At 71.0% G+C, this 14320-nt stretch carries 10 protein-coding genes; 3 read left to right on the top strand and 7 right to left on the bottom strand.

Going from position 1 to position 14320, the window contains the following annotated elements; all coding sequences use genetic code 11:
* Positions 1–19: 19 nt before the first annotated feature.
* The 5 genes from ACLJQM_RS06105 to ACLJQM_RS06085 form a co-directional block, all read right to left on the bottom strand.
* Positions 20–454, bottom strand: coding sequence for a DUF2304 domain-containing protein (locus tag ACLJQM_RS06105; protein ID WP_360777710.1), 435 nt, complete (start codon positions 452–454; stop codon positions 20–22).
* A 13-nt stretch (positions 455–467) separates the two neighbouring features.
* Positions 468–1169: a glycosyltransferase family 2 protein gene (locus tag ACLJQM_RS06100; protein WP_410630798.1), complete on the bottom strand. Its 702-nt coding sequence runs from the start codon at positions 1167–1169 to the stop codon at positions 468–470.
* A gap of 59 nt (positions 1170–1228) precedes the next feature.
* Positions 1229–3196 carry a DUF6541 family protein gene (locus ACLJQM_RS06095; RefSeq protein WP_410630416.1) on the bottom strand — a complete coding sequence of 656 codons (1968 nt, stop codon included), beginning with the start codon at positions 3194–3196 and terminating at the stop codon, positions 1229–1231.
* 83 nt (positions 3197–3279) lie between these two features.
* Positions 3280–4587, bottom strand: a complete 1308-nt coding sequence (locus ACLJQM_RS06090) for a lipopolysaccharide biosynthesis protein (RefSeq protein WP_410630415.1) — start codon at positions 4585–4587, stop codon at positions 3280–3282.
* Positions 4584–5603 (bottom strand): glycosyltransferase family 2 protein, encoded by a 1020-nt coding sequence (locus tag ACLJQM_RS06085; protein WP_360777718.1) that lies wholly within the window; start codon positions 5601–5603, stop codon positions 4584–4586. Before ACLJQM_RS06085 ends, ACLJQM_RS06090 begins: the two co-directional genes overlap by 4 nt.
* A gap of 84 nt (positions 5604–5687) precedes the next feature.
* On the opposite strand from ACLJQM_RS06085, the gene ACLJQM_RS06080 reads away from it, so the two are divergent.
* Together ACLJQM_RS06080 and ACLJQM_RS06075 are read left to right on the top strand one after the other, a co-directional pair.
* On the top strand, positions 5688–6785 hold the full coding sequence (locus tag ACLJQM_RS06080) for a UDP-N-acetylglucosamine 2-epimerase (RefSeq protein WP_360777720.1): 1098 nt from the start codon (positions 5688–5690) through the stop codon (positions 6783–6785).
* A 113-nt stretch (positions 6786–6898) separates the two neighbouring features.
* The gene (locus tag ACLJQM_RS06075) at positions 6899–9937 is read left to right on the top strand and encodes an AfsR/SARP family transcriptional regulator (protein WP_410630414.1); all 3039 of its coding nucleotides are present in this window, start codon (positions 6899–6901) and stop codon (positions 9935–9937) included.
* A 33-nt stretch (positions 9938–9970) separates the two neighbouring features.
* Here ACLJQM_RS06075 and ACLJQM_RS06070 read toward each other — a convergent pair whose 3' ends face one another.
* Positions 9971–10885 (bottom strand): PIG-L family deacetylase, encoded by a 915-nt coding sequence (locus ACLJQM_RS06070; protein ID WP_410630413.1) that lies wholly within the window; start codon positions 10883–10885, stop codon positions 9971–9973.
* A gap of 17 nt (positions 10886–10902) precedes the next feature.
* Positions 10903–12516: a glucosaminidase domain-containing protein gene (locus ACLJQM_RS06065; RefSeq protein WP_410630412.1), complete on the bottom strand. Its 1614-nt coding sequence runs from the start codon at positions 12514–12516 to the stop codon at positions 10903–10905.
* A 179-nt stretch (positions 12517–12695) separates the two neighbouring features.
* On the opposite strand from ACLJQM_RS06065, the gene ACLJQM_RS06060 reads away from it, so the two are divergent.
* Positions 12696–14282, top strand: coding sequence for a hypothetical protein (locus tag ACLJQM_RS06060; protein ID WP_410630411.1), 1587 nt, complete (start codon positions 12696–12698; stop codon positions 14280–14282).
* Positions 14283–14320 lie beyond the last annotated feature (38 nt).

The following is a 14320-nucleotide window of genomic DNA, read 5'->3' as shown; positions in this document are numbered from 1 at the left end:
CAGGGCTTCGATCAGGGCGTCACTTGCTGACGCGCTCGACCTCCGGGAGCCCTTTGACGTCGTCGGGAGCCGACACGCGGGTCTCGAGCCCGGCGATCCGCCGCTCCAGGTCGCGCCGGGTGTCTTCGAGCTCGCAGCGCAGCAGTGCGATCTCCTCGACCGACGTGCGGACCTCTTCTTCGAGGTGCCCGACTTCGGTGGACAGGTGCAGCGACACGAGCGCGAGCACGACGCCGGCCAGGAGGAAGACGAAGTTGGACGGGGTTTCCACCCCGGTCAGCTTGGCCAGGAAATCCGCGGCCGACGGGACCACGGCCAGGACGACGACGCCGGTGGCGACGACCAGCCACACGCCCGCGTACTTCTCGCGCAGCTTGCGCCGCCGCATCATCTCGATGACGACGAAGAGCACCAGGCATGCGATGACGATGCTGAGGATGCGCCAACCGACCATCTTCGGAAGCTCCTTAAGCCGAGTCTGAGGAGTCGACGGCCGGGCGGCGGCGGACCAGCGCCAGCAGCAGCGCGAGGCCGGCCCGGCCCAGGTAGACGGCCGACTTGACGGGCGAGTGGCTGGGCGTGCCGCCCGCGCGCTCGCGCATGACGACCGGGATCTCCTTGATGGTCAGCTTGGCCCGGATGGCCATCACCAGCGATTCCACCGTGTCGCCCAGGTACTCCGCCGGGTAGTAGCCGGCGAACAGCCGGATCGCCCGCGGGCCCATCGCCTTGAAGCCCGACGTGACGTCGGTGAGCTTGGTCTTCCCCAGCCGCGAGAACACCAGCGACAGCACGACCATCGCGTACTTGCGCGGCCCGCTGGCCTTGTAGGCGCCCTTGCCGGCGAACCGGGAGCCGATCACGATGTCCGCGTCGTCCAGGCCGCGCAGCAGCGCGTCGAGCTCGTCCGGGTCGTGCTGGCCGTCCGCGTCCACCTGCACGACGACGTCGTAGCCGCGGGCGGCGGCGTACCGGAAGCCGGTGCGCATCGCGCCGCCGACCCCGAGGTTCACCGCGAGCCGGGCCACGTCGGCCCCGGCCGCGCGGGCGAGCTTGGCGGTGTCGTCCACCGAGCCGTCGTCCACGACCAGCAGGTCGCCGTCCGGCAGGGCGCGCTTGACCTGCGCGATGACCGAAGCGACACTCGCCGATTCGTTCAGCGCGGGCATCACGATGAGCACCCGGCGGCTGGTCACGGAGGTGGTGGACACGCGATCACTCTAGCCTTTCACTGCCCGTTACCGGCTGCGGACCCGGGCGCGGCGCCCGCCGCGACAACGCCCTGCTGACCTTCGATCTCGTAGATCTTCGCGCCCGCGTTGCGGTAGACCAGCTTGAACCCGGGGCTGCTGTCGAGGTGCTGGAGGCCGACGTCGTTCTGCGTCGTCGGGGTCACCTTGCCCGACCCGACGAAGGCGTAGCGGACCTTCAGGTCGGTGAGCAGCTCACGCACCTTCGGGTACTTCTCGACGTCGTTGGCGAAGACGCTCAGGTAGCCCGCGTCGGTGTCGAACTCGGCGCCGTAGAAGTTCCACTGCGTCGGCATCACGCCGGCCAGCGCGTACATCCAGACGGACCCGTCGGCCTTGTCGTTCAGCACGCGCTCGCCCGGCGCGGTGTGCTGCGCGAGCCAGGTGAACGCGGCCTCTTCGTCCTTGCTGACCGTCGGGCCGCCGCTGTAGTTGAGCTGCAGGCGGGCGGCGTTGCGGCCGATGTAGCCGCCGCGGCTCAGGCCGCCGACGACCAGCGCGAGCACCACGACGCCGACCAGCGTGAGCGTGGCGGGCTTGAGGTTCGGCAGGCGCGGGGCGACCTTCTCGGCGAACCAGCCGGACGCCGTGTGCACGAACTCGCCGAACGCGACGCAGCCGGCCAGCGGCACCAGGGCCGCGACCCGCCAGTTGTCGTTGTAGAACGGGCTGCTGAGCGTGTGCACCAGGTCGGTTTCGAGGGACACGGTCGCGGCGAACAGCCCGCCGAGCACGACGTACGCGCCGACCATCCACAGCATCCGGCGGTGCTTCACCAGCAGGAAGACGCCGATGATCGCGGGGACGCCGATCCACCACTGCGGGAACGCGGCCATCGGCGAGAACGTGATCGTCTCGCCGACCGCGCCGCTCACGGTCGCTTCGTTCGCCCAGTACGCGCTGGTCACGCCGCCGGCGTTGTACAGCGACGGGAGCACCACCGGGATGCCGAGCGCGGCGGCCAGCACCACGGTCGCGACCAGCGACGGCAGCGACCGCCGCCAGGTGATCGCCTCGAAGCGGAACACCACCGCGGCGAGGATCAGCAGGAAGTAGACGATGACGACGAACACGACGCTGGTGTGCAGGCCGGCGAGCCCGGCGACGCCGACGCCGATGGCGACCGGGCCGGCGATCCCGCGGGGCTCCAGTAGGTGCCGGGCGACCGCGAGCATGGCCGGGATCAGCGCGACGCCGGCGACGAACGGCCACAGCGGGCCGCGCCACAGCGAGTCGTACGGGAACACCGTGAAGCAGGCCGACACCGCGGCCGCCGCGGCCACCCCGATCGGGGGCATCCGCCAGGCGTGGCACATCGCGGCGACGCCGAGCGGCACGGTCAGCACGACCGCGAGCGCCGCCAGGTTCAGCGTCGGCATGATCGTCAGGCCGCCCTTGCCGAAAACCAGGGCGAGCAGCGCGTGGTAGGTGTCCGGGTAGAAGTAGTGCGTTTCGTTCGGCAGGTTCGCGATGGTGCCGACGGTCGAGGGCCGGGCGTCGCCGTGCTCGGCGATCCAGCGGACCAGGTTCGCGTGGAACGGCGCGTCCCAGCCCTGCTGCACGTTGCCGACGTCGCGGATGCCGCGCAGGAAGGTGACGGTGCCGATGCCGAGGCCGGCGAGGACGCCGAGGCCGATGAGCAGGTGGTCGCGGAGGCGGCGCTCGGGCCGCTCCGGCTCGGTCCAGTCCGGGTGGCGGCGGCGCGTGGAGCGCGTCACGGCGAAGGCCAGCGCGAACCCGACGGCCGAGAGCACCAGCGTCCACAGCGCGACGTTCGGCATCGACCAGCGGATGCCGAACCGGCCGAGCACCGGGATGCCGATGGCGACGAGGCCGAAGGTCAGCATCGGCGCGGCCGCGGCCAGCGTCCAGCCGCGCAGCCGGATCGCGGCACCGAACACCAGACCCGGCAACCAGAACGCGAGCAAAACGAGTAGCACGTTCATCGAATTCGCAGTCCAAACCTTACCGGCGTTTCACGCCGTTTCCCGTCCCCACCGGCGGGTTCGCAACGCACCTTACTGGGCCGCTACGAAGACGTTCCACCGGTGCCCGGGGTTGTCCCCGAAACCGATTCCGGTGCTTTCCGGAGAACGAACGCGAGCACCACGGCCAGGCCCAGCGTCGGCGCGGCGGCCAGCGCGACGACCGCGCGGAACACGGTTTCGCCGGGCAGCAGCACCAGCAGCAGGGACGCCGTGCCGGTGACGATCGCCCAGGTGACCAGCACCAGCCGGGCCTGGGTGCGGGCCACGAGCACGGCCGTGAGCAGCTGCATCGGCACCAGCAGCACCGACGACCAGACGAGCCCGGCGACCGACCAGCCGTCGATGTCGTACTTCGGCCCGCTGACGAACCGGACCGCCCACGGCCCGAGCCACAGCCCGACCAGCGCGCCGAGCGCGGCCAGCACCAGCGACGCGGCGGCGCCGAGGGCGAGCACGCGGCGGAGCTTGTGGCGGCCTTCCTCGGTGACCGAGAGCCGGACGACGAACGGCACGGCCAGCGACTGCACCGGCCCGATCAGGGTCAGCGGCAGCCGGGCGATGACCAGCGCGGCGAACAGGGCGCCGACGCGGTCGCGGTCGCCGCCCGGGGCCAGCAGGCCGACCAGCGCCGGGTAGCCGGTGATGACCGCGGCCGTCAGCGCGGCCCCGACCAGCAGCATGCCCATCCGGCGGCCGGTGACGCCCCAGCCGTCGCCCTCGACGTGCGGGTCGAGCAGCTGCCGGGCCGGGCGCGCGAACAGCAGCCACGCGAACGAGCCGGCGGCGACCGCGATCGCGAGCGAGACGACGTTGTAGGCGACGGAGACGAACAGCACGCCCAGGACGAGCGCGCGGATGGCCGGCTCGGCGACCACGAGCAGCGAGAACGCCTTGACCTTGTGCTGGCCGATCAGCAGCCCGCGGGTGCCGAACTGGCAGGCGAACGCGACGCCGCCGGCCAGCACGATCAGCGGCAGCGCGAGGTCACCGCCGAACAGCCGGTCGTTGACCGGTGGGATCAGCAGCGCGAGGGAGAACACGGCCGCGACGAGCACGCCGACGGCGACCGCGCGCAGGGCCGGGCGCCCCGCCTTGCCGCCGGTGAGGGCGGCCACCGCGGACTGGCGCGAGAGCTCCTGCTCCAGCGGCGAGAGCGCGCTGCCGAGACCCATCACCAGGCCCCAGAAGGTGACGAAGACGGCGTAGTCCTGCGGGGACAGCAGGCGCTGGCAGGCGACCGTGAGGACGTAGCCGAGGCCGATGGACACGATCAGCGAGCCGCCGAGGCTGCCCGCCGTCGTGCGCCCGCTGCGGGCGGCGGCCGGGGTTTCCACGTCCGCGCTGCTCATCGGCGGCGGAGCCGGGTCCGCACGGCCATGGCCAGTCCACGCAGGACACCCGCGCCGAAGCCGCCGGCGAACACCGGCAGCAGCTTGGTGACCGCGCGGGCCTCGGGGCCGGTCGCACCGCACTTCTTGACGACCTCGCCGGCCGCGACCGCGCCGAGCACGCCGGCGGCCAGCGTCGTCTTCGGCTTCTTCGCGGCGAAGGCCAGCCCGATGACGCCGGCCGCGAGCGCGCCGAACAGGGCGTTGCGGGCCGGGCCCGGCGAAGCGATGTAGGAGTCCACGTACGTCGTGCCGCGGAAGTACGCCTGCTGTGTGAACTTCTTGAAGGAGTCGCGCCCGTTGTAGGTCGCGGACAGCTCGGGGGCGAGCCAGATCTGCTCGCGCTCGGCGATCCACCGCAGCATGCGGGTGTCGTCGCTGGCGAAGCGGATGTCGTCGAACAGCGACGCGAACGCCGTCACCGAGCCTTCGAGGAGACCGCGGCGGGCGCAGAAGAAGGTCGTGCCCTTCGGGTAGACGTCGAACTCCTCGATGCCGTACGACATCAGCCGCGGGTTCGCGCAGTACTTGCGCCACGGCACCTTCACCAGCCCGGCCATGAAACCGGCGTACGGGTTGTGCTCGGAAGCGACGTTGATGTGGCCGTTCCAGACCGCGCGCTCGGGGTGGTCCACGAGCTGGTCGCGCAGGAACGTGAGGGTGTGCTCGTCGACGATGACGCGGCTGTCGAGCAGCGCGATCCACTCGCCGGAGGACTTGGCGATGCCCGCGCTCCTGGCCTCGAACCGGCCGCCGTTGGCCTGGCTGAGCACCGTGATGCCGTGGCGTTCACGCAGGTCGTCGAGCCGGGACGGGGTGGCGTCGGTGCTGCCGTCGTCGACCACGACGACCTCGATCGGCCAGCTCGCGGCCGACGCCGAAGCGAGCAGCGCGCCGACACTGCGTTCGATCCAGTCCTGCTCGTTGTAGACCGGGATCACGACGCTGAGCGAGGGGAGGAGCGGGTTCGCACTCACCGTGCCGAGGCTACCCGGCGGCCCCCGCGGGGGGTCGGCCAGTATCCTTACGCCACCGCACCCGACCGGAAATGGGCTCCTCTGGTGATTTCCTTCATTCTCGGCACCACCGCGGAACTGATCAAGATCGCGCCCGTCTACCACGGGATCCGCGAGCGCGGGATGCGGCCGAAGATCTGGTTCACCGCCCAGCACGTCGACGAGGTCGCGGACGTACTGGCCGACCTGGACATGCCGGCGCCCGACGTCTGGCTGGTGCCGGAGGACAAGGCCCACAACCTCGAGTCGCCGGCGCAGGTGCCGGGCTGGGCCGCGCAGGTGCTGCGCACCGCGTGGAGCCGCCGCCACGAGCTGCGCGCCGCGCTGAACGAGGACGGCCGTCCCCCGCTGGTGCTGGTGCACGGCGACACGTTCACCACGCCGTACGGCTCGCTGATCGGGAAGCGCATCCTCAAGTCCCGCGTCGGGCACGTCGAGGCGGGCGCGCGGTCGGGCAGCATCCTGTCGCCGCTGCCGGAGGAGCTGAACCGCAAGATCGCGGCGAAGATCGTCGACATGCACTTCGCGCCGAGCATCCGCGAGGTCAACAACCTGCGGCACGCCCGCGGCGTCGTCGTCGACACCGAAGCGAACACGGCGATCGACGCGATGCGCCTGGCCATCAACCAACCGCTGGACGTGCCGAACCTGCCGGAGAAGTTCGGCCTGGCGACGCTGCACCGCTTCGAACTGGTCTCGCGCCCGGACAAGTACCGCGAGGCGCTGGAGATCCTGCGCGAGCAGAGCCGCAAGATGCCGATCCTGTACATGGCCGGCGCGCCGGAACGCGAGAAGATCCGCGCGCTGGGCATCGGGAACATCTTCGACGACCAGTTCATCGTCCAGCCGAAGATGCGCTACCTGAAGTTCCTGCCGCTGGTCGCGCGCGCGGAATACGTCGTCACCGACTCGGGTGGCCTGTCGGCGGAGTGCTACTACCTCGGCCTCCCCTGCGCGGTGCACCGCGAGCGCACGGAAACCCCGCAGCACCTGGGCGAAACGGTCGTGCTGACCGAGATGCGCGGCGACAAGCTGCAGAACTTCCTCGACACGTACCAGAACCGCCGCGGCGAGTCCTGGATGGACAAGTACCACCCGTCCGAGATCATCGTGGACACGCTGGCGCAGCTCGGCTACTGCTGAACCGGACGGCTTCGGCCGTTCGAGTGTTTTCCCCTCCGCACGTGATCAGGCGTGACTAGGGTCCGAAGCGAGGTCACCTGAACGTGTGATCTCACGGGACTGGGGGGATCTCGATGCGGTTTCAGCTGTTGGGGGCGGTGACCGCGCGGCGAACCGGGGCCGATGTCCCGCTGGGCGGGCCGAAGCCCCGCACGCTGCTCGCGGCGCTGCTGCTGGCGGAAGGCCGGGTGCTGCACGCCGACCGGCTGATCTCGATCATCTGGGACGAGACGCCGCCGGACAGCGCGTCCGCGTTGCTGCACACCTACGTTTCGACGCTGCGGCGGGCGTTCCAGCAGCCCGACGGCGCACCGGGCGCGATCCTCACCGAGCAGAGCGGCTACCGGATCGAGCTGACCGGCTGCACCGTGGACCTGCTGGAGTTCGCCCGCCTGGCCGCCGAAGGCGATGCCGCCGCCGGCGCGGGCGACCACGAAACCGCCGAACAGCGCTACGACCAGGCGCTCGGCCAGTGGCAGGGCCCGGCCCTCGGCGGCCTCAAGTCCCGGTTCGCCGCCGCGGAAGCCGCGCGGCTGGCGGATCAGCGGCTGGACGTGCTGGAGAAGCGCGTCGACTGCGCGTTCGCGCTGGGCCGCGGCGCGGGGCTGGTCAGCGAACTCACGGCGCTGGTCGCGGAGCACCCCCTCCGTGAGCGCCTGCGCGGCCAGCTGATGACCGCGTTGTGGACGACCGGGCGGCAGGCCGACGCCCTGCGGTGCTACCAGACCGGCCGCGAACTGCTCGTCGAGGAGCTCGGCGTCGAACCCGGGCCGGAGCTGCGAGCGCTGCACCAGCGGATCTTGCGCGGCGACGCGGGCGTGCCGGAGGCGGGTGCACCGGCGGTGCCGAAGGCCGACGAGGAACCGGAAGCGCCCGGCGGCCCGTGCCTGCTTCCCCCGGACATCACCGACTTCACCGGCCGGCGCACCGAGACGGCGACGCTCACCAAGCCGTCCGCGCGCCGGGTGGCGATCTCCGGGAAACCCGGTTCCGGCAAGAGTTCGCTGGCCGTGCACGTGAGCCACCTGCTGCGGGCCCGGTTCCCCGACGGCCAGCTCTACGTCGCTCTGCGCGGCGCCCAGCAGTCGCCGGTGGACCCCGGCGAGGTGCTCGGCCGGTTCCTGCGCGCCTTGGGCGTCCCCGACGGGGAACTCCCGGTGGGCCTCGACGAACGCGTCGAGCTGTACCGGGTCCTTTCGGCGTCGAAGCGGCTGCTCGTCGTGCTCGACGACGCCGCGGACGAGCGCCAGGTGCGGCCGCTGCTGCCCAGCGGGGACGGCTGCCTGTGCGTGCTCACCAGCCGGGTGCGGCTGGCCGCGCTGGACTCGACCGAGCACATCGACCTGCGGGTCCTCGACGACGAGACCGGGCTCGCCCTGCTCACCCAGATCGTCGGCGGCACCCGGATCGCCGCCGAACCCGACGCGGCCCGCACGCTCGTGCACCTCTGCGGCAACCTGCCGCTGGCCGTGCGCATCATCGGCGCCCGCCTCGCCGCGCGGCCGGACTGGCGGCCGTCGCGGCTGGTGCCGAGGCTGCGCGAACAGCGGAAGTTCCTGAACGAGCTGGCGATCGGGGACCTCGAAGTCCGCGGCAGCCTCGCCCTCTCCTACCGCGGGCTCGACGACCCGGAACGGTCCGCGCTGCGCCGGCTCGGCTGGCTGGGCGTCCCCGACTTCGGTGCCTGGCTGGTGAGCGTGCTGCTGTCGGTGCCGCCGGACGACGCCGAAGACATCGTCGAAGGTCTCGTCCGCGCGCAGCTGCTGGACGTGGTCAGCAACGACGGCTCGGCCGTCACCCGGTACCGCCTGCACGACCTCATCCGCGTGTTCGGCTGGGAACGCGCGGAAGCGGAGGAGGACGCCGAGCAGCTGCGGCTCGCGGTCCGGCGGGCCGCCGACGAGTGGTACCGGCTGGTCGAGTGGGCGTCGGGCGGCACGCCGGTGCGCGCGCTGCGCCCCGCGACGCCGAGCCCGGCGGCGACCCCCGAGCTGGTCCGCACCGACACCCTCGGCGAACCGCTCGCCTGGTTCGACGCCGAACAGGCGGCACTCGTGCACATCGTCGAGCGCGCCAGCGAACTCGGGCTGGCCGACGCGGCCGTGCGGCTGGCGACCGCGTTGTGTTCGTCGTCCTTCGCCGTGGAGAACCACTTCCACCACTGGTGGCGGACGCACACGGCGGCGCTCGAAGCGGCCCGGCAGGCGGGCGACCTCTCCGGCCAGGGCCTGCTGCTGGCCGGGCTCGGCTGGCTGCGCAGCGAACAGGACCGGCTCGACGAAGCCGCCGACTACTACGCGCAGGCCCTCCAGGCGTACGCCGACGTCGACGACGTCCGCGGCAAGGCGGTCACGCGGCTGATGCTGAGCAGCGTCCGGCGCGAGCAGGCCCGGCTCCCGGAAGCGCTGGAGCTGCTCGGGGAAGCGCTCCCCGTGCTGAACGAGCTCGGCGACCCGCGTGCGGAGGCCAGGGGGCACCACGGCCGCGGCATGGTGCTGACCGAGCTCGGCCGGCTCCCCGAAGCGCTGCTCGAGCTGGAGCTCGCCCTCGAGCGGTACCGGTCGCTGCCGGACGACCACGGCGTCGCGCTCGTCCTGCGCTCCACCGGCATCGTGCACCGCGCGGCCGGCCGGCTCGTCGAGGCCGAACTGGCGTGCGCGCGGGGATTGGCCCTGCTGCGGGACGTCGGCGACCGGCTGATGATCGCCTACGCCACCCAGGCGCTGGTGAAAGTCCACATCAGACAGGGCAGGCGGGACACCGGCGAGCTGCACGCCGAACTCGAGGACGCGCTGGCGACGTGCCGCGAGATGCAGGACGGCTTCGGCCAGGCGCTGATGCTCCGGACCCTCGGCGAGCTCGACCTCGTCCGCGGCGAACCGGACGCCGCCCGGCGGCACCTCGAGCTCGCCCTCACCTGGTGCGACGCGCTTTCCCTCCCGCTGTGGCGGGCGCGCAACCTGCGTGACCTCGCGGCCGCCCAGCGGGCGCTGGGCAGGCGGGCGGAATCCGATGCCACCCACGCCGAGGCGCAGGCCCTGTTCGCCCGCTACGGCGCCCGGGAAGCCGGCGAGCCCCGCGCCGAACCGGTCGTGGGTGTGAAACAGGGTTAGCACCCTGTTTCACACTCACGACCGGCCTGGGCACTAGCAGCCGTTGAAGTCGCCCGGCGGCACCCAGGGGATCCCCGGCCAGAAGATCCGGCCCTCCGGCCGGTACTGCTTGCCCATCACGTTGTCCCACGACCAGGGGCTGATCTGGTAGTCGAACGGCTTGTAGGCGTTCCAGATCTGCTGCTTGCGGTCCCGCCAGTACCCGCCGACGTTGTCCGCGTAGTCGGTGATGACGTACCCCTGGTACTCGTCCCGGCGGATCCAGGTGTTGCCGGCGCCGTCGACGTCCGCGTCGGCCGCGAGGATCGCTCCGGCGACGTGGTCGACGTTGTCGGCCACGCCGTCCCCGCGCCTTTCCCGGTGCCCGATGGTGCTCTGCGTGCGCAGGTAGTCGGGCTGGACGTAGTCGATGATCGACCGCAGCATGCCGACGAACGAGTCCTTCGTGTACGTCGGCCGGTAGTCGATCGGCTGGGCCACGTAGTCGTCGTCGTGCACCATCCGGTACAGGTCGCCGCAGTTGTCCTCGGGCCCGGCGGCCGCGTGGATGTAGGTGAAGACGAGGTGGACGTTCGTGCCGTCGAGGTGGTCGACGGCGACCGGGTGGCCGCCGAACCACATTTCCTCGTACGTCCAGGAGTTGGGCACCCCGGCCGTCTCGGCGTAGGCAGCGTGCTCGCCCTGCACCCGGTTGTCGGCGTAGTCCATGCCGCACGGATCGTGGCTCTCGCACGGGATTTCGCCCGCGGTGAGGTAGGTGACCCACACGTTGTACCCGGCTTCGACGTCGGAAGCGATGTCCGGGTTCATGAACAGGAGGTCGTCGTCCTGGTGCGCGGAAAAGCTGAGCGTCGTGGTGGTGTCGGCGGCGGCGGGGCTGTGCACCGCGGCGACGGTCGCCGCGGCCAGGACCAGCGCGGCGAGCGGCCGCGCGATCTTCGTTCGCATGACGTGCTTCCTTTCGTTCACCGGCCCCAGTTTTCGATGTCCGGGGCGCCCATGTCGGTGTTCCAGTACCAGTGGGTCAGCGTGCCGTTGGTGGAACGGCCGTAGATGTTTTCCTGGCTGTCGGTGGCGAACCCGGTGGGGTTGGCGCCGAGGTTTCCGCCCCAGTTGTCGTGACGCGGCTGGTTGTCCTCAGGGGTCCAGTACCAGTGGCCGAGCTGGTTGTCGGGGGTGCGGGCGAAGACGTGCTGCTGGTCGTTCCACACGTAGGCGACCGGGTTGCCCTGGATCGCCGCGCCCAGCGGTTCGTCGACAACTTCTTCGTCGGGGGTCCAGTAGAAGTGCTTGAGAGTTCCGTCGGTACCACGCGCGAAGACGTGCTGCTGCTCCCCGAACGCGTACCCGGTCGGGTCGCCGGCGATGGTGCTGGTACCCCAGACGCCGTAGTTGGGGTCGGCGTCGGTCGGGGTCCAGTACCAGTGGGCCAGGTGCCCGTCGGTGGTGCGGCCGAAGACGTGCTGCTGGTCGCCCCAGACGTAGGCCACCGGGTCGCCGGCGACGCTCTGCGTCTGGGTTTCCTCGACCACGCCCGTGTCGGGGGTCCAGTAGAGGTGCTTGAGCTTGCCGTCGGTTCCCCGCGCGAAGATGTGCTGCTGGTCCCCGAACGCGTAGCCGGTGGGGTTGCCCGCGATGTCGTCGGCACCCCACTGCTCGAAGTTGGGGTCGGCGTCCGTCGGGTACCAGTACCAGTGCCCGATGGTGTTGTCGGTCAGCCGCGCGAAGACGTGCTGGGTGTCCCCGGCGACGAACGCGACCGGCTCACCGGCCAGAGCACCGGGGTAGGACTCCGATTCGATCGACTCGCCCGCGTTGTACGAGTGCAGCAGCGAGCCATCCGCACCCCGGGAGAACATGTGCTCCTGGGTGCCGTAGCGGTAGGACGCCGACGCCGCGATGCCCTCGTCGCCGAGGGTGGCGCCCGGCGCCGTGCCGGAGTCGAAGCGGTAGAGGTCGTAGGTGTTCATCAGCGAGATGACCTTGTCCGCGTAGCTCGGGTCCGTGGCGTAGTGCCGGCCCACCTCGCGGATGAACGCCGCCGGGTCGTGGCGGTACGGGAGCGCGCTCGAGTAGGTCGAGCTGGTGGTGAGGAGCCGCCCGTAGTCGCGGAACGAGTTCTCCATCGAGTCGTACGAGCGGAAGTACGCGTTGACCGTGTGGCAGGGCGCCGGCACGCACTCGGTGGTCGGGTACGGCGCGCAGCCCTTCGCGAACGGGCCGGGGTTGGTCGGCGACGTGCACTTGAAGCCGAAGTAGTTCCGGTCGTTGACCGAGAGGGTGCTGCGGCCCCAGTTCGACTCCAGGATCGACTGGGCCGCGGTCACCGAGGCCGGGATGTCGAAGTCGTCGCGGACGCGCTGGGCGGCGGGGCCGGCCGCGGCGACGTAGTCGTCTTGGGCGCCGTCCTCGACGGCCGCGGATCTCATCGCGGCCGACCGCTGTTGTTCCTGCGTGGTCGTGCTCGTCCCCGGGTCGCCGGTCGTCGGCTGCCCGGCCGAAGCGGGCGCGACGAGAGCCAGCGTGCTGATCAACGCGCCGAGCCCGCCGACGGTGATCCGGGTGGTGGTGCGGGTCATGGTGTCCTCCAGGTCGTGGCGATGGGCCAAGCCTGGAAGCCCGGTCTCCAAGTCGACTCCAAACCGCCTGCAAGTCCCGTTGAAGCGGATTTGGGGCGGACTTGAAGCCTGCCGCGACACGGTTTCCCGGCGAGTCCGCCGCACCGAGAACGGCGGAGCGTTCACCCGGGAGGAAACCCATGACCGTCCAGCGCACCGGTGCCGTCGTCGCCGCCGTGCTCACCTCGCTCGTGCTCGCCGGCACCGCCCCCGCGATCGCCCAGGCCCACCCGCTCGGCCCGGCGGCCGCGGCCGCCTACTACGACCCCGCCCACCCCGGCGCGCTGCCGCACGAAGGCACCGCCGGCGTGCCGAGCCACCCGAAGACCGCCGCCCGGGCGATGACCTCGGTCGAAAACGGCCAGATCACGCGCTCCGAAGTGCTGACCAGATCGAGGTCGTGGATCGACGAGCACGTGATGTACAGCCAGTCCGCGTACCACACCAACCAGTACGGCACCTACCGCCAGGACTGCTCCGGGTTCGTTTCGATGGCCTGGAACCTCAGCACGAGCCTGACCACCGCGACCCTGCCGTCGCGGATGGACGCCATCGGCTGGGCGGACCTGCGGCCCGGCGACGCGTTGTGGCGCAACGGCCACATCGCGCTCTTCCTCGCCTGGAACGACGCCGCCAAGACGCAGCCGATCGTCCGCGAGGAGTTCGACTACGGCAACCCGGCGGTCGAGCGGGCCTGGACCACGCAGTCCTACATCCGCACCTTCACCCCGATGCGCTACCGCAACATCGTCGACGACATCGGCCAGCCGGCCCCGATGGGCGACGAGGGCATCGCGGCGTCGGCGTCCTACCGGTACGGGACCCAGGAGCACATGTTCTCGAAGGGCGCCGACGGGTCGCTCTTGCACTCCTACAACGCGGGCGAGTCCATCGAATCGGAGTCCTACCCCGGTGCTCTGGCCGGTGAGCCGGTCGCGTTCGTCGCCGGGGACACCCAGCACGTCTTCGCGCGGCTGACCGACAACACCATCGGGCACTGGTACTGGTACCCCACCGACGCCGACCCCAACTTCGAGCAGTGGGGTGCCGACGACATCGCGGGCAACCCCACCGGCTACGCGTTCGGGGACCAGCAGCACATCTTCGCCCGCGGGACCGACGGCAAGCTCAAGCACCTCTACTGGACCCCCGACACGGGCGTGGTCGAGGAAACCCAGACCCAATCGGTCGCGGGTGACCCCGTCGCGTACGTTTGGGGCGACCAGCAGCACGTCTTCGGCCGCACCACCGACGGGCACCTGGCCCACTGGTACTGGACCCCGACCGACGCCGACCCCAACTACGGCGTCTGGGGTTCCAGCACCATCGCCGGCGACCCGACGGGGTACGCGTTCGGGGAGCAGCAGCACGTCTTCGCGCGTGGCACCGACGGAACTCTCAAGCACTTCTACTGGACCCCCGACGAAGAAGTTGTCGACGAACCCCTCGGTGCCGCGATCCAGGGCAACCCGGTCGCCTACGTGTGGAACGACCAGCAGCACGTCTTCGCCCGCACCCCCGACAACCAGCTCGGCCACTGGTACTGGACGCCGGAAGACAACCAGCCCCGTCACGACAACTGGGGCGGCAACCTCGGCGCCAACCCCACCGGGTTCGCCACCGACAGCCAGGAAAACATCTACGGCCGGTCCACCAACGGCACGTTGACCCACTGGTACTGGAACACCGACATGGGCGCCCCCGACATCGAAAACTGGGGCCGGTAACGAGAAAGCGGGCCGTTCACGAGAACGTGAACGGCCCG

The sequence above is a fragment of the Amycolatopsis sp. cmx-4-83 genome (assembly GCF_046548815.1).
Taxonomy (GTDB): Bacteria; Actinomycetota; Actinomycetes; order Mycobacteriales; family Pseudonocardiaceae; genus Amycolatopsis; species Amycolatopsis pretoriensis_A.
This window is presented reverse-complemented; position numbering and strand designations above follow the sequence as displayed.

Coding starts and splice junctions, on each gene's coding strand:
- ACLJQM_RS06105 (WP_360777710.1), bottom strand. CDS start 454: ATGGTCGGTTGGCGCATCCTCAGCATCGTCATCGCATGCCTGGTGCTC.
- ACLJQM_RS06100 (WP_410630798.1), bottom strand. CDS start 1,169: ATGCCCGCGCTGAACGAATCGGCGAGTGTCGCTTCGGTCATCGCGCAG.
- ACLJQM_RS06095 (WP_410630416.1), bottom strand. CDS start 3,196: ATGAACGTGCTACTCGTTTTGCTCGCGTTCTGGTTGCCGGGTCTGGTG.
- ACLJQM_RS06090 (WP_410630415.1), bottom strand. CDS start 4,587: ATGAGCAGCGCGGACGTGGAAACCCCGGCCGCCGCCCGCAGCGGGCGC.
- ACLJQM_RS06075 (WP_410630414.1), top strand. CDS start 6,899: ATGCGGTTTCAGCTGTTGGGGGCGGTGACCGCGCGGCGAACCGGGGCC.
- ACLJQM_RS06070 (WP_410630413.1), bottom strand. CDS start 10,885: ATGCGAACGAAGATCGCGCGGCCGCTCGCCGCGCTGGTCCTGGCCGCG.
- ACLJQM_RS06065 (WP_410630412.1), bottom strand. CDS start 12,516: ATGACCCGCACCACCACCCGGATCACCGTCGGCGGGCTCGGCGCGTTG.
- ACLJQM_RS06060 (WP_410630411.1), top strand. CDS start 12,696: ATGACCGTCCAGCGCACCGGTGCCGTCGTCGCCGCCGTGCTCACCTCG.